At 41.1% G+C, this 14393-nt stretch carries 16 protein-coding genes; 10 read left to right on the top strand and 6 right to left on the bottom strand.

The window, feature by feature from the left end; translation table 11 throughout:
- Positions 1 to 9: 9 nt before the first annotated feature.
- From WA1_RS49850 to WA1_RS49895, 10 genes are all read left to right on the top strand, one after another.
- Entirely contained in the window at positions 10 to 777 is a 768-nt protein-coding gene (locus tag WA1_RS49850) for a TIGR03943 family putative permease subunit (protein ID WP_026134413.1), read from the top strand.
- A 111-nt stretch (positions 778 to 888) separates the two neighbouring features.
- Positions 889 to 1218, top strand: coding sequence for a YnfA family protein (locus tag WA1_RS49855; RefSeq protein WP_017741037.1), 330 nt, complete (start codon positions 889 to 891; stop codon positions 1216 to 1218).
- Between the two features lie 216 nt (positions 1219 to 1434).
- Positions 1435 to 2439 carry a metal ABC transporter substrate-binding protein gene (locus tag WA1_RS49860; protein ID WP_017741038.1) on the top strand — a complete coding sequence of 335 codons (1005 nt, stop codon included), beginning with the start codon at positions 1435 to 1437 and terminating at the stop codon, positions 2437 to 2439.
- Positions 2440 to 2508: 69 nt separating this feature from the next.
- Complete coding sequence (locus tag WA1_RS49865) at positions 2509 to 3285, top strand: metal ABC transporter ATP-binding protein (protein ID WP_017741039.1); 777 nt, start codon at positions 2509 to 2511, stop codon at positions 3283 to 3285.
- Entirely contained in the window at positions 3285 to 4145 is an 861-nt protein-coding gene (locus WA1_RS49870; RefSeq protein ID WP_017741040.1) for a metal ABC transporter permease, read from the top strand. Before WA1_RS49865 ends, WA1_RS49870 begins: the two co-directional genes overlap by 1 nt.
- A gap of 318 nt (positions 4146 to 4463) precedes the next feature.
- Positions 4464 to 5144 carry a tetratricopeptide repeat protein gene (locus WA1_RS49875; RefSeq protein WP_017741041.1) on the top strand — a complete coding sequence of 227 codons (681 nt, stop codon included), beginning with the start codon at positions 4464 to 4466 and terminating at the stop codon, positions 5142 to 5144.
- 290 nt (positions 5145 to 5434) lie between these two features.
- Positions 5435 to 5821 (top strand): hypothetical protein, encoded by a 387-nt coding sequence (locus tag WA1_RS49880; protein ID WP_017741042.1) that lies wholly within the window; start codon positions 5435 to 5437, stop codon positions 5819 to 5821.
- A 404-nt stretch (positions 5822 to 6225) separates the two neighbouring features.
- Positions 6226 to 6993, top strand: a complete 768-nt coding sequence (locus WA1_RS49885; RefSeq protein ID WP_026134414.1) for an energy-coupling factor ABC transporter permease — start codon at positions 6226 to 6228, stop codon at positions 6991 to 6993.
- Positions 6994 to 7034: 41 nt separating this feature from the next.
- The gene (locus WA1_RS49890; RefSeq protein ID WP_017741045.1) at positions 7035 to 7340 is read left to right on the top strand and encodes an energy-coupling factor ABC transporter substrate-binding protein; all 306 of its coding nucleotides are present in this window, start codon (positions 7035 to 7037) and stop codon (positions 7338 to 7340) included.
- A 610-nt stretch (positions 7341 to 7950) separates the two neighbouring features.
- The gene (locus tag WA1_RS49895) at positions 7951 to 8313 is read left to right on the top strand and encodes a hypothetical protein (protein WP_017741046.1); all 363 of its coding nucleotides are present in this window, start codon (positions 7951 to 7953) and stop codon (positions 8311 to 8313) included.
- Between the two features lie 40 nt (positions 8314 to 8353).
- Here the strand turns inward: WA1_RS49895 and rppB are convergent, their stop codons facing one another.
- The 6 genes from rppB to WA1_RS49925 form a co-directional block, all read right to left on the bottom strand.
- Positions 8354 to 9742, bottom strand: coding sequence for a two-component system sensor histidine kinase RppB (gene rppB, locus WA1_RS49900; RefSeq protein ID WP_017741047.1), 1389 nt, complete (start codon positions 9740 to 9742; stop codon positions 8354 to 8356).
- Positions 9732 to 10433, bottom strand: coding sequence for a two-component system response regulator RppA (gene rppA, locus WA1_RS49905; RefSeq protein ID WP_017741048.1), 702 nt, complete (start codon positions 10431 to 10433; stop codon positions 9732 to 9734). Before rppA ends, rppB begins: the two co-directional genes overlap by 11 nt.
- Positions 10434 to 10679: 246 nt before the next feature.
- A complete protein-coding gene (locus tag WA1_RS49910; RefSeq protein WP_017741049.1) occupies positions 10680 to 11165 on the bottom strand; it encodes a DUF2808 domain-containing protein in 486 nt (161 codons plus the stop codon).
- A 183-nt stretch (positions 11166 to 11348) separates the two neighbouring features.
- The gene (locus WA1_RS49915) at positions 11349 to 11825 is read right to left on the bottom strand and encodes a DUF2808 domain-containing protein (RefSeq protein ID WP_017741050.1); all 477 of its coding nucleotides are present in this window, start codon (positions 11823 to 11825) and stop codon (positions 11349 to 11351) included.
- A 284-nt stretch (positions 11826 to 12109) separates the two neighbouring features.
- Entirely contained in the window at positions 12110 to 13351 is a 1242-nt protein-coding gene (locus tag WA1_RS49920; protein ID WP_017741051.1) for a transporter, read from the bottom strand.
- Between the two features lie 49 nt (positions 13352 to 13400).
- Positions 13401 to 14387, bottom strand: coding sequence for an RNA polymerase sigma factor, RpoD/SigA family (locus tag WA1_RS49925; protein WP_026134415.1), 987 nt, complete (start codon positions 14385 to 14387; stop codon positions 13401 to 13403).
- Between the last annotated feature and the right edge of the window lie 6 nt (positions 14388 to 14393).

Raw genomic sequence — 14393 nt, forward strand, 5'->3', positions numbered from 1 at the left:
TTTACTTTCATGACTAAAAAATCTATTCAATCTTCTAAATTTTTCCGCTTTGTAGACTGGTTGGATGTCTCAGCATTTGCTGCTTGGGGAATATTACTACTGAAATATTGGCTGACTGAAAAACTTGTCTTGCTAGTTCATCCTAGATACTTCTGGTTAGTTATTACTAGCGGGTTTGTGCTCTTATTTATTGCCCTTTTTAGAGTTTGGGGACTTTGGCGGAAGCATCCTACTCTACCAAAGGTTCAGCATTTGTCGCTGTTTCCGCCTAGTTGGTCGAGCGGGTTACTTCTGGTCATCGCTCTCGTAGGTCTAGTGGTCATTCCTCGACCTTTGACAAGCTATGCTGCAAATCAACAAGATGTTACGGACTTTTCAATTGCAGCTAACCGCTTCAAACCTCAAGCATTTCGAGCTTCAATTCGACCAGAAGACCGAACGCTAGTTGATTGGGTGAAAACACTGACTGTCTATCCTGAACCAGATCGTTATGTAGGTCAGAGAGCAAAAGTCCAGGGATTTGTGGTTCATCTAAAATCACTGCCCGATGATTTTTTCGTGATTGCACGTTTTGTGATTACCCACTGTGCCTTAGATGCCACCCCAATGGGGTTGCCTGTTAAATTAACTACTAACCGTCAAGCTTATTCACCAGACACTTGGCTGGAAATTGAAGGTGAAATAATGACAGCAGAATTGGAAGGTAAACGCCAACTTACTATTCAAGCTAAGTCTGTTAAACCAATTCCAGAACCTAAGAATCCCTACGAGTATTGAGTACCGAAAGCAAATCTGACACAGAATTCCACATCCCCCTATTTCTATAGGACTAGCAAGTGGCAGTTGCTCTAACTTAATAGTAACAACTTTGTATTTGTTAACTGCTTTATGCAAATTATTAAGTCTGTGTTGTACTTTATCCTAGCTGGTTTGTGTGAAATCGGGGGAGGATACTTGATTTGGTTGTGGCTACGAGAAGGTAAAAATATTTGGTTTGCTCTAGCTGGAGTAAGTCTACTGACTTTGTATAGTGTGATTCCTACATTACAGACTGCCAATTTTGGACGAGTTTATGCAGCTTATGGAGGAGTTTTTGTCATGCTTTCCATTCTTTGGGGATGGCAGGTGGATAAGATAACACCAGACTCTTTTGATTGGCTTGGTATGTGGATAGTGCTTTTGGGTGTGTTGGTGATTATGTATGTGCCCAGAGGTTGACGCTGATGGCAAATTTGTTAAGCGCACCTTCTCTTCTATAGACATGATAGTACTGAAGTGCGTTTTGTTGCTCAAAAGGAACCGTAGGCATTGCACCAAATAAACAATGCACGGTGTACTCACTGCTAGTTAATGTAAACATTTTCATATTTCTTTCACTTTTCTCTCCTTTGTAGTAAAGTAGTGGGAAAAATGAGAAAATTATGAAATCTATAAATGAAATTTAATTTCAACAGTCACCAGGTACGAAGACTGCTCTATGCACGGAAGTGGTTGGTAACATCTGGGGTGTTGTTAGGACTTTGGCTGAGTGGGTGCAACTCCACACCGCCTGATGCTGTCCAGTCACAGGTAAGTTCAACCTTAGGAGAAACCAATACTACCAATCAAAAGACAAAAGACAAAAAGGTAATTCTGACGACGTTTACAGTGATCGCTGACATGGCGCGGAATGTGGCGGGAGATAAAGCAATTGTTGAATCTCTTACCAAACCGGGCTCAGAAATTCACGGTTATGAACCGACACCCAGCGATCTAGTTAAGGCACAAAACGCTGACTTGATTTTAGATAATGGTTTGAACTTAGAACGGTGGGCGGAGAAATTTTATAACAATATCCCTAAGGTTCCTCATGTCACTCTGAGTGCAGATGTTCAACCTGTAGAAATTGCAGAGGATGTGTACAAAGGTAAACCTAACCCCCATGCTTGGATGTCACCACAAAACGCCTTAATTTATGTAGAGAATATTCGCAAAGCGCTAGTTGATTTAGACCCAGCGAACACAGATACCTACAATGCCAATGCTAAGGCATACAGCCAGAAGATTAGGGACATTGACCAAAAGCTGCAAAAAGAGATGTCGGTGGTTTCACAAGACAAACGGTACATGGTCAGTTGTGAAGGGGCTTTTTCCTACATCACCCGCGATTATGGCTTAAAAGAAGTCTTTCTCTGGGCAGTTAACTCGGAACAGCAAGCTACTCCCAAACAGGTTGAAAAGGTTATTAATACGGTTAAGACAAATCAAATACCCGTTGTTTTCTGTGAAAGTACGGTGAGTGATGAAGCGCAACGTCAAGTAGCCAGAGAAACGGGTGCAAAATTTGGCGGAGTTTTCTATGTTGATTCTCTCTCCCCTCCTGATGGTCCTGCATCGACTTATCTCAAGTTACTGGAACATAACGTCACAACTCTCATTAAAGGATTACAGGGGAATTGAGATATCAGAGGAACAAGAAGGAAGAATAACAAATGACTAATGACCAATGACTATTGACTAAAAACTCATATGGAATCTATCAGTATTAATGTAGAAAATCTGACAGTCGCTTACCATGGCAAGGTCGCATTGCATGGTGCTTCTTTGCAAATCAAAGCAGGCTCAATTAGTGGGTTGGTGGGCATGAACGGGAGCGGTAAATCAACTCTGTTTAAAGCAATTATGGGGTTTGTGAAGCCAACAACGGGGAGGGTGTTAATTAACAGCTTGCCTATTAGAATAGTGCAGAAAAATAACTTGGTGGCGTATGTGCCGCAGTCAGAAGAAGTGGACTGGAATTTCCCAGTAAGCGTCCACGATGTGGTGATGATGGGACGCTATGGATATATGAATATACTGAGAATTCCCTCTGCAAAAGATAAAAGGGTGGTTCGAGAGAGTTTGGAGAGGGTACAGATGTGGGAACTGTGCGATCGCCAAATTGGGGAACTCTCAGGAGGACAAAAAAAACGTGCCTTTTTTGCGCGTGCTTTAGCGCAACAAGGAAAAGTCTTACTGCTAGATGAACCATTCACAGGGGTAGATATCAAAACAGAAAAAACTATGATTGACCTATTACTTGAATTGCGAAATATGGGTCACACCATTTTGGTTTCTACCCACGATCTAGCTTCAATTACGACTTTCTGTGACCAAGTAATTCTCATTAACCGCACTATCCTAGCTTACGGCAATACCTCTGAAGTCTTCACAGAAGAAAATCTCTCTCGTACCTTTGGTGGTTCTCTAGGGGATTTGCCATTTAGCAAAAGCCGCTTCAAGAGTGAAAATCAGGAGGCATTGTAATGCAATTACTACAGTGGTTGACTGTACCCTTGCAACATGAATTCATGGTGAAGGCAATTCTCATTAGTGCCTTGGTTGGAGTCGTTTGTTCAGTGCTATCATGTTACATGACACTCAAAGGTTGGGCATTAATGGGGGATGCTGTTTCCCACGCTGTGATGCCTGGGGTAGTCATTGCTTACATTCTCAAAATTCCTTTTGCTATTGGTGCATTTGTGTTTGGGGTAGGTTCAGTCATTGCCATCGGTTTTATTAAGGAGAAGACGAGAATTAAGGAAGACACAGTCATTGGACTGGTGTTTACAGGGTTCTTTGCGTTAGGGTTAGTGCTTGTGTCTAAAACTCCAAGCTCTGTAGACTTGACGCACATCCTGTTTGGCAACGTTCTAGGAATTACTCAACCAGACATCATCCAAACAGTCATCATTAGTGTCATTACCTTAGCAACCATTGCTATCTTACGGAAAGACCTTCTGTTATTTTGTTTCGATCCCACTCATGCGCGTTCTATAGGCTTAAATACAGGAGCACTCTATTATATTTTGCTATCGTTACTTTCCTTAACTGCTGTCGCCGGACTCCAGACTGTTGGAATTATTCTTGTCGTTGCTATGCTAGTAACACCTGGAGCAACGGCTTATTTATTAACAGACCGCTTTGACCATATGATGCTCATTGCTATGGCTTCTGGAGTATTTTCCAGCGTCATGGGGACTTACATCAGCTATTACATTGATGGTTCCACTGGAGGTTGCATTGTGGTGTTGCAAACTCTGCTATTTGTCGTGGCGATGATATTTGCACCCAAGCATGGTCTACTCATGAGGGCAAAGCGACAGAAAGTTACATCTAATACATAATGCACCTACTAAGTAATCTTGCCCTAATCTTAGCAAGCTTGATAAAAATCGCTTTAACTTATTACAAACCAAGTCCTTATTGGAACAAACGCAGTGTCAGATTTATCATAAACCTTGTTGGTAACACATCTGCCACTATTTTTTATTACACCCTCGAAATATTAATGCTCCCAAATTGAGGATAGTCGTCATATTAATTAAGTAGTCTGAGAGATAGAAACATCATTGAGTCATCCTTTAATAGCACAGTTGACCGTTTGAGTTTATAGCTAGAATGAACTTATGGTCACAGACAAAGCACCCATAAGGAGTAACGCGATGAAGCACATCAAGCGGATGATCGCCATTCTAGGAATCATAAGCTTACTGGGTGGAACGCTACCTGCTGTTGTTCATGCACAGCAATCACAGACATCTACCAAACAGATGAATTTTCTGGAATACTACAACCAGGGGGTGCAAAAGCTGGCACAAGGTAACTACAACGGAGCGATTGAGGATTTTAATTCTGTAGTACAATTAAATCCTCGATTTCACGAAGGTTTCTGTCTTCGAGGTTTGGCAAAATCTCTATCAGGAAACTTTCAAGCAGCCATAGCAGATTATAGCCAAGCGTTGCGTCTAAATCCCAATCATACGGATGCTTACAATGGTAGAGGATCTGCTCATGCAGAACTGGGAGATATCAACAAAGCAATTGCAGATTTTAATCAGACAATCAAAATCAACCCAAATTTACCAGATGCCCACTACAATCGGGGTCTTGTCAATTTTAGGCAGGGAAATCACACCGCAGCAATAGCAGACTTTAATTTTGCAATCAACCTCAGTCCCACGCTTGCTGATGCCTACGGTAACCGGGGATTGGCTCAGTATGCTTTGGGAGATAGCAAACGTGCTGTTGAGGATTTAGAGCAAGCTGCAAGGCTTTTTCGCGAACAAGGAAATACCCAAGGTTATCAAAAAACACAGGCTCTTCTCCAGCAAGTGCAGCAGTAGCTATTCCTAAAAATTGAAGAGTATTAGATAATTTATTTATGACTTTTCTCAAAAATTAGAACTATTTTCAATTGAAATTAAACAGATTTTCTAGGAATAGGATGGGCAGGCTTTGCTTATCCTAATATTTGTTTGTTTACCCTAATATTTAATGTTTAGCTTAACTAGGCGGAGATGGAAACTTTTTTGTGATGGAAAATGTCAACGGGGCTATTCTGGGAAAAATTTCACTCGCCGGTTTGACAGTGAGTTAAATAACCAGCGCTCAAATATGTTTTTCAAGGAAACCAATGAACAGAAAATTTCTACTGACTTTGCTTGGCAGCCCCACAGTTTTCGCCTCAATGATGTCCATACTAGCAGTGATTAATCCCAATCCTGCCCATGCCGCCCAGAACCAAACTGTCTTTCTAACGAAAGACGGTCGTTCCTGTGTACCGCATCCACATGGTGCTACTAGTTTGGTGTGTATACGGCTCTCAAAGCAAGAATTAGCGTCTCGTCGCTCACAGCCTGCACAGACTGTGAACGGAGAGCAGGTGTCTGATAAGAAGGTAGCTATGCTGGAGTTTTCTGAAGAAGAAAGTAATGCTGCCATTCAATTATTTGGCTGCGACTGCCCATATTGTATGAATTTTTTACGTGCTTTGCGCGGTCAGACACCAATGGTTTATTAGGCTTTAAAAGCGCTAGTCGTCAGGACTGTAACTTCGCTGGGTGTATTCTGCCTATTTAATGTCAACTAAATTAAACAAAAGCCACCCTGTCACCCTTTGTTGGGGTGGCAATAATATTGAAAATTTCATCCTAATTTCATCTTGTTTTGAGAAGATGGTGGAGAGTGTCTTCCAAAATAGCCCCAAACAGTCATGTCACTGGTATCAGGAAGGACTCGATTGGGGATGGGTAACCTCTGCTAATTAAGAAAGTTAGGAGAAAAATTTGGGTTTTTAATAAGTTGCAATTAAATACAGCTCGTACTCAAGGAAGCGATGGGAATTTGATGAGAGATGACGATCGTACTTGAGTTAAAATACCTGCTAATTTAAACTAACTCCCTTATAAACATCTGAAGGTAATCATGGTGGCGAGAATTCTTCTCAAATCAAAACTGACATCGCTAATCTTAATAGCGGCTGTAAGCTTTTACCTAATCGTTGGTTTCACTCCACCTGCTTATGCCATGCACATAATGGAAGGTTACTTACCAGTGGGTTGGGCGGTTTTTTGGTGGGTAGTAGCATTACCGTTTTTTGTTTTGGGATTGCGATCGCTCACTCGCATCACCCAAGCTAACCCTGAACTAAAATTACTTTTGGCTTTGGCAGGAGCTTTTACCTTTGTAATATCAGCGTTGAAATTGCCTTCGGTTACAGGCAGTTCTTCCCATCCCACAGGCACGGGATTAGGAGCAGTGCTATTTGGACCGTTAGCCATGTCGGTATTGGGTAGTCTAGTTCTCCTGTTTCAGTCGCTGTTGCTAGCTCATGGCGGTTTGACAACGCTGGGAGCCAATGTATTTTCGATGGCGATTGTAGGACCATTTGTTGCGTTTTGGATATATCGCTTGGTAATGCCAAGTGGTAAGCAAAGGTTAGCGATATTTCTAGCATCTGCTCTAGCAGATTTAATAACCTATATTGTTACTTCCGTACAACTGGCTTTGGCATTTCCTGCTACCATCGGTGGGTTTATGGGTTCCTTTCTTAAATTTGCAGGAATCTTTGCCGTAACGCAGGTTCCTTTAGCAATTAGTGAAGGATTGTTGACAGTACTGGTGTGGAATTGGCTTTCTAGCTATGGTCGCCAAGAACTAGAAATGTTGCAGCTAATCAAGCCGGAAAACTGAGCCCACCAGTCCCAGGCTCAATATCTATTAACAATTGACTTATGACTAATCCAAAATGGAATAACTGGCTGTTAGTTTTAGCAGTGGTAGTATTGACAGTAGCACCGCTAGTGCTAATAAAAGGTGCAGAATTTGGCGGTGCAGATGGTCAAGCTGAAGAGGCAATCAAAGAGATACAGCCTCAATATAAACCTTGGTTTAATTCATTATTTGAGTTACCTAGTGGAGAAGTTGAAAGTCTCTTGTTTGCTGTGCAAGCAGGAGTGGGGGCTGGTGCGATCGGTTATGTCATTGGGTTGTACAAGGGGCGTTCCGAACAGCAGAATCATAATGAAAATTTAGATTGATTCCCTGGCTTATACAAATCGCTTGCCTTCATTTCTTTCGATATGATTTCATTATGATTTCATCTTAATCTTCTATAATGGCTGGAGAAGGTTTAATAAGTTTACTCCTCAACTACCACACATCGTCAGGCTTCCTAGTTATACCACTATAAGCCTGATTTTTTTAAGGCATGAGTTGGCGATCGCAAAACATTTTATATTGATTTTTAAATCAACTTATCAACAGCCACATTGACATTTCATATTGACGTTTTATATTAATACTTGGAAAGTAACTTCTCGATTTTCACAAATACTAGTCTCAGGCTTTTTGGTTGTACTGCTATCAGGTAGAACAGGAAGCCTATTTCCTTTAAACTGAAAAATCTAGTTCGAGCCTACTATTGATTTTTCAACAATCAATAATAAAATTTGATAAGAAACTTTTGTAAATTGTTACATAATAAATTAACAATTTCATCAGAATTTCATTTTGATTCTGTAAATTAGTAATTAGAAACTCACACCTACAATTTGATTCATTTTTGTTTCAGGCTCTTTGGTTGTACCACTAGGGTACGACTGTCAACCTGATTTACTACCAAATACTCACTGTTTGAGGATTTTGGCTATGAAGGCACTTGTTATTCGCACTGCGTTCATCTTAACGATTCCCTTAGACATAGCTTTGTTTCAGGTATCTGTAAGTTCTTTTGCATACGCAAAAGATGTCAATCAGTCAAATACATCAGCTTGTGAATCCATTCCTCCAGCAAGACCTACTGGCGGAGCTAGTTCAACAAGACTCCAAACCATGCAGCAATGCTATAAAAGATTTCAGCAATCCACTCCTACAGGAGCTACCAATCAGACTACTATAGGAATACCCCGTCAGGTGGATGGGTCAAAAACAGGAGACTGTGTAATTCCGCCAGCAAGACCTGCAGGCGGAGCTATTATGGAGAGACTCCAAGCTTTGCAAAGGTGCAATTAGGAGTTTGTCCTCCAGTTATTCACTAGTTATTCAATGTTCATTAACTTATTTGAATGTTTGATAACGGAGTAACTATTAAGGGCAATTGAACGATGAAGGTGCTACCTTTTCCAAGTTCGCTTTGCACATGGAGGCTACCGCCATGAGTCTGAACAATTGCGTGAGCGATCGCAAGTCCCAATCCGGCTCCACCCGTGCTGCGTGAGCGATCGCTATTTACGCGGTAAAAGCGATTAAAAATCGCTTGTTGCTCACTGGATGCAATTCCAATGCCTGTATCTTGCACTTCAATCACAGCATGACCATTGCTGCGCTTAAGGATGACATTTACATAACCGCCACCGGGAGTGTATTGAATGGCATTAGCAATTAAATTAGAAAGCAGACGTAAAAGTTGGTCTTCATCCCCCATCACACATAATGGCTGATGGTAGAGCATAGAAGATGTTAGTGTCAAAGAAGCTGCACTTGCTAACGCGGAAAACTCTTCTGTAAGGTCATTAATTAAAACGTTAAGACAGCAAGGTAGCAATTCTATCGTCAGCGTTTGCTGATCTAACCGAGAGAGTAGCAGTAGATCCTGAACTAGTTCAGCAAGTCGGTAACTCTGACGTTTAATAGATGTTAGGGTATCTCGCGCTTCTTGCTCGGATAGATACTCCAGATCGAGTACAGTTTCTACTGTTGCATTAATCGCTGCTAGAGGAGTACGCAACTCATGGGAAGCATCAGAAGTAAACTGTTGCATTTGTTTGTATGAAGAGTCAAGTGGTCGCATCGCCAAAAGAGCCAGCCACCAACTAGAACCGCCAACGAGGAGTACCGTAATTGGCAATCCCAACGCCAAAACAAATTTTAAAGCAGCGAGACGATTATCAAGCTCTTTAAGACTGCGCCCTACCTGCATATAACCCCAAAGCTGATTATCTTGAGTGTGAAGCGGTAGAGACTTTTGATTGTAACGATTGCCTTGCGAGTCTTGGACTGTTTGCCAAACTTGTGTTTTTACAGTTGATGGCAGTTCATGAGGCTGAAAACCTGCGACAGCAATCAACCTTTCGGAAGCATCGACAAAACGGATGTAATATTGCTGATTTTTGTAAACAGGACTAAAAATACTGTGTTCAGCAGGTATGTGTTGGCTTTGCTCAAAGGTTATTTCAGTAGGGCAACTAGACTCAACTAGACAAATATTGGGTAAAACCTGCTGGAACACTAGCTCCGGGCGACCAGGTTTTTTCAGAGTCGGTTCAATGACATCATGCAGTGTGCTTGTTACAGACTCTAGTTCTTGGTTAACAGAAACTGAGTATGCGTCAATGATGACCTCATAAACAACAAAACCGCATAGGGACAAAATTAGACCCATAACCACTGCATACCAAAAAGCCAGTCGCCAGCGAGTCTGACGAAATAGTCTAATCTGCATTGCTAGAATTGAGACGATAGCCCATACTTGGGACGGTTTCGATTAAACCATCACAACCATGTTCTGACAATTTGCGTCGTAAAAGTCGGATTTGCGCTGCTACCACATTACTGATACGTTCTGCATTCAAAGCATAAAGATGGTTCAAAATTTGCTCGCGGCTAACAACTTGATTGGGACGTTTCATAAAGTATTCCAGCAGATGGAATTCCTTCTTTGTTAGAGAAACGACCTGCTGATTACCATTAGGCTGTTGACAACAAACTGTACAACTACCGTAATCTAAAATAAGACTACCAACTTGAAGTTGCTGAGGTTGGAAGGAAGGTGATCGCCTGTGCAAAGCCCGCAACCGCGCTAGTAGCTCCGCCATACCAAACGGCTTCACCAGATAGTCATCCGCCCCTGCATCCAGTCCAGCTACCTTATCTTCCATACTATCTTTAGCCGTTAGCATTAGCACTGGTAAAGAGTAGCCGCGAACTCGTAATCTATGCAGCAGTTCTAAACCTGATATTCCTGGCAATAACCAATCAAAGATTGCTAGCGTATAATTTTTCCAATGGTTTTCTAGACAACTCCAAGCTTCATTCCCATTTAGAACCCAGTCAACAATATATCTTTCTTGACTCAGTTTGCGCTTAATCGACGCGCCAAGGTCTGGCTCATCTTCAACTAGCAGAACTTTCATAAAAGCAACTGCACTTCTTTAATTTATTTATCAATAATCATGCGGTTAAGCTACACCAATTGGTAGCTCTGCATTAATACCAATGAGTATAGCAGAAATTTGGTAGAGATTTTTACAATGACTTCCTGCTATTTTTTCCGGTACTTATGTCAATTTCGTAAAGTCACTCAATTAACTCTCTATTTATCACTTGAAAATTCATTGATTAAATCCTAATAATCAGTATTTGCCATCTACACTTGTGGGTTAGTAATGACGAAACCGAGCTACACCTATGGGAATTTCTGTATCACTGCCAACAACTTTAGCCCAAAAGTGGTAGACAAGACCATTCCCACCAGTTCGTCGTTGTATACTGTTGAGGTCAATATGAAACTTAGTGTTAGGAGCGACTGGTTCAGGGAAAGCTAGTATAATCGTTCTACCATTAACAGAAGCATTAGTGTTAATTTTTTGCTCGTTCTCATCCTCAACACCGATCTTCTTGATGTCATTACTTACAGTTACAGTGGATGGAACCTTAATAATGAGTTGGTTAAGAGCCTTGCTATTCTGGGGAACGTGTAACCGGAAAGTATGCCTAACAGTTCGCCAGCGAGTAGGAGGAAATTGGACGTTTCCATGAACATGGGTAACTGTACTATCATCTAAATTGGCACTTGCAGAATCAGCAGGAATTAAGACTGCGGTAGCTAGAGCAAATGCAGCAGCATAAATTAAGATTTTTTTCATTTGACGCCTCTAAATAATGAAGTAGGTCAATCATGAGAATCTTATATAGACAAATGACACCGTTACTCAATAGCTTGACATAGTGAAATGAAATTTGGATGAAATTTTAGCCTGTTAAAGGGATTTTTTAGAGAATTAGGTATAATTGCTCAAATATCAGCAATTGTCATGAACATCTATTAATTAAAATTTGGGAAATTGAGCTACACCTACCGGAATTTCTTCGTCACTGCCAACGACTTTAGCTGAGAGTCTGTAAACGGAAGCAGGACCTTGAGTTGGTTGTTTAACTTTGTTAAGTTCAATTAATAGCTTGGTATTAGAAATCACTTTTTCAGGAAAACCTATTATGATTCTTCTACCATTTACAGAAATATTAATGTTGATTGTTTGACCCTTCTCATTCAAGACATCAATATCATTACTTACAGCTACAGTAGGTGGGGTATCAATAATTAGCTGGTCAAGAGCGTTGTTATTTCGAGGAACGTGTACTCGAAAAACGTGTTTAACAAGCCGCCAACTGCTAGAGGGAAATTCTACATTATTATCAACATTGGGCACTCTACTATTATCTGTTGCGGCAGTTGCAGAGCAGTCAAAAATTGAAGCTGCGGTAACTAAAGCGAATGCAGCAGTGGATATCAGAATTTTCTTCATCTTAACTGTTAAAACGATAAAGGATGACAACCATATTGCAGATTCACCCTTGGTGCATAAACCTTTCCTTAACTAGGATGACAGGTCACTATGAAATTAAGATGAAATTTTGAATGTTTAATAAAAATTATTAAATGAGTTACACTAGATAGCTAGAGTTCAATAAACATACAAATAAGATTTTTGTTTTCAACGGAGCAACATGGCTGAAGACCGATTTTAAAATCACCTTTCAGATGAAACTGCTAACGGTTACTTCAGCTTAACTCATGCTCTAACGCTTATCAAAAGCGCACTGCAAAGCCCACAAAGGGATTAAAATCGTCAGATGCTTGCGTTAACCCAATATTGACACCTGCATCTAGCTGTAAATTTTCAGCTATGAGGTATGTTATACCAGTATCAAACGTGGCAACTAATTCTGACCCAGCCTCAGTAGTAATGTCAGTGAATAACTCAAAAAAAGTCCCCAGTTTTTCTGTGACTGAGTAGCCCACAATAACGCTATTGACAAATCCCACATTGTATCCAGAAGAAGCGTTATTTTTATTTAAGGCGAAACTAGTTTGCACTCCAAGGTTCCACTGTTCAGATAACTGTAGTGCAAAGGGGAAAGTGACGCCACCCTCAATTGCATTATTACCCAAATTATCTTGACTGGTAGGAAATTTGACTGAAGTTACCATACCAAATGCAGTTTTACCACCTTCATTGCCCCAAAAGTTGATCCTTAAGCCAACAGTAGTGTCTCCATAGCCAGATTGTTCCTCTTCGGTACCATCTTGGAATTTAGTACGCACGTTATTGTACGTTTGCAACTGAATTTGAAAATCGACGTTATTGAGCAAACCGACTCTAATATTGGGAATGAAAATTTGGAAGGCTTTGGTATCTATGCCATCTGAATTATTGACATCCCTGGTATAGGTTACAAAATCCGCCTCTAATTGAAAATGTCCAGAATCAACGGTGAAGGGAGTATCGGTTTTGCTGGGACGACCAGAATTGAATGACCGCAGCAGTTCTTTAGGAGTGGGATTGAAAAGGTTATACTGACTTTTGTCTGGAGGAGGAGAATTCTCCGAGCGATTGGGTTGTGAAGGATTTTCTGGTTGGTTGGGTTGTTGAGTAACAGCCTCTGATACCTCATTTGTGGCTGTAAAGTAGGACAAGTTGTTCTGGTCTTGAGCAGATACAGAAGTCGTATCAAACTGTAGGTCACTAGCTTTTAAGCTGTACGGTAACTGCGTAAGATTGGGCTGTTCAGTAACTACCTGTGACTGTGCTAGCAAATTTAATGGTTTGGTTACAGAAGTTAATTGAGGTAAGGTATTGGGATCGGCAGTATGTCGAGAAATTAATCCTTTTGAACTGATGGTAGTGGGTTGGTTTGCGATCGCAATTGTAAGACCTGAAGCCGTTTCAACAGCGAAAACTTTAAATGTTATGGCGCTATGAGCAAGTGCCATAATAGCAGTCAAGTAGACTGAGCCCATCCGAAGATTTTTCGAGATAATTTTTGCCATTACTTGCTTTTGCAGTATTTGGCAAATATATATCATGAAACTGATATAGCTAACTAACAATATACTCCCGTAGATTTGCTTGACGACACCGGAGATAACTGAGTGCTTGTCGCTCTACATAACGAACTCTCCTCCAGCTAAGATTGAGCTGTTTAGCCACCTGCGCCTGTGTAAGTTCATAACCATCCTTCAAGCCGTAGCGTAGAGTTAGGACTTGTTGCTGCTGGGGAGTTAGTTCTGTCAGTGAGGTATGGATATCTTGACACAGGAAATCTTGAGTTATGTAGGTTTCAGGTGACGTTTCTTGAGCTTCTGTTAAAAAGTTTTGCAATTCGGTGTCCTCGTTATCGCCCACTTGTTTGTCTAGCGAGACAGGTTGACAATTCATCATCAGAAGTTCGCGGATTTGGGCTGGGTTTAATTCCATCTGTTGTGCAATTTCAGCCACACTGGGACTGCGCCCCAATTTCTGGGATAGTTGTCTTTGCACTTTCTTAAGTTTGTTCAACTTTTCGCCGACATGAATTGGAAGTCGAATGGCTCGTCCTTGCTGAGAAATTGCCCGCGTAATTGCTTGACGAATCCACCAATAGGCATAGCTCGAGAACTTGTAGCCGCGTGTTGGGTCAAACTTCTCTACACCGCGCTCTAAACCTAGTGTTCCCTCCTGAATCAGATCCATAAACTCTAAATTTCGCTTCTGATATCTTTTAGCAATGGAAACCACTAAGCGCAGATTCGCTTCTATCATTTTTTGCTTTGCCCATGCGCCACACTGAAAAATTTCCTTCAATTGGGCTTCAATTAGCTGAACGTACTCAGCTAACTCTTTTTGGGTTGGTTCATAGTTCAGTTGTCTCTTCAGGGCTTCCTTCTTCTTCTGCAACGCTATCATCTGTTGTACCTGCTTGCCGTAAAAAATCTCTTCGTCATGGGTTAACAATGGTATACGACCAATTTCTTGCAGATAACTCCGAACTATATCTGTCGTGAATTTAGCATTTGGAGTCTTTGTTCTGGTGTTAGATGCTGACATGGTTGT

The organism is Scytonema hofmannii PCC 7110 (assembly GCF_000346485.2).
In the GTDB taxonomy this organism is placed as follows: Bacteria; Cyanobacteriota; Cyanobacteriia; order Cyanobacteriales; family Nostocaceae; genus Scytonema; species Scytonema hofmannii.

Coding starts and splice junctions, on each gene's coding strand:
- WA1_RS49850 (WP_026134413.1), top strand. CDS start 10: ATGACTAAAAAATCTATTCAATCTTCTAAATTTTTCCGCTTTGTAGAC.
- WA1_RS49855 (WP_017741037.1), top strand. CDS start 889: ATGCAAATTATTAAGTCTGTGTTGTACTTTATCCTAGCTGGTTTGTGT.
- WA1_RS49860 (WP_017741038.1), top strand. CDS start 1,435: ATGAAATTTAATTTCAACAGTCACCAGGTACGAAGACTGCTCTATGCA.
- WA1_RS49865 (WP_017741039.1), top strand. CDS start 2,509: ATGGAATCTATCAGTATTAATGTAGAAAATCTGACAGTCGCTTACCAT.
- WA1_RS49870 (WP_017741040.1), top strand. CDS start 3,285: ATGCAATTACTACAGTGGTTGACTGTACCCTTGCAACATGAATTCATG.
- WA1_RS49875 (WP_017741041.1), top strand. CDS start 4,464: ATGAAGCACATCAAGCGGATGATCGCCATTCTAGGAATCATAAGCTTA.
- WA1_RS49880 (WP_017741042.1), top strand. CDS start 5,435: ATGAACAGAAAATTTCTACTGACTTTGCTTGGCAGCCCCACAGTTTTC.
- WA1_RS49885 (WP_026134414.1), top strand. CDS start 6,226: ATGGTGGCGAGAATTCTTCTCAAATCAAAACTGACATCGCTAATCTTA.
- WA1_RS49890 (WP_017741045.1), top strand. CDS start 7,035: ATGACTAATCCAAAATGGAATAACTGGCTGTTAGTTTTAGCAGTGGTA.
- WA1_RS49895 (WP_017741046.1), top strand. CDS start 7,951: ATGAAGGCACTTGTTATTCGCACTGCGTTCATCTTAACGATTCCCTTA.
- rppB (WP_017741047.1), bottom strand. CDS start 9,742: ATGCAGATTAGACTATTTCGTCAGACTCGCTGGCGACTGGCTTTTTGG.
- rppA (WP_017741048.1), bottom strand. CDS start 10,433: ATGAAAGTTCTGCTAGTTGAAGATGAGCCAGACCTTGGCGCGTCGATT.
- WA1_RS49910 (WP_017741049.1), bottom strand. CDS start 11,165: ATGAAAAAAATCTTAATTTATGCTGCTGCATTTGCTCTAGCTACCGCA.
- WA1_RS49915 (WP_017741050.1), bottom strand. CDS start 11,825: ATGAAGAAAATTCTGATATCCACTGCTGCATTCGCTTTAGTTACCGCA.
- WA1_RS49920 (WP_017741051.1), bottom strand. CDS start 13,351: ATGGCAAAAATTATCTCGAAAAATCTTCGGATGGGCTCAGTCTACTTG.
- WA1_RS49925 (WP_026134415.1), bottom strand. CDS start 14,387: ATGTCAGCATCTAACACCAGAACAAAGACTCCAAATGCTAAATTCACG.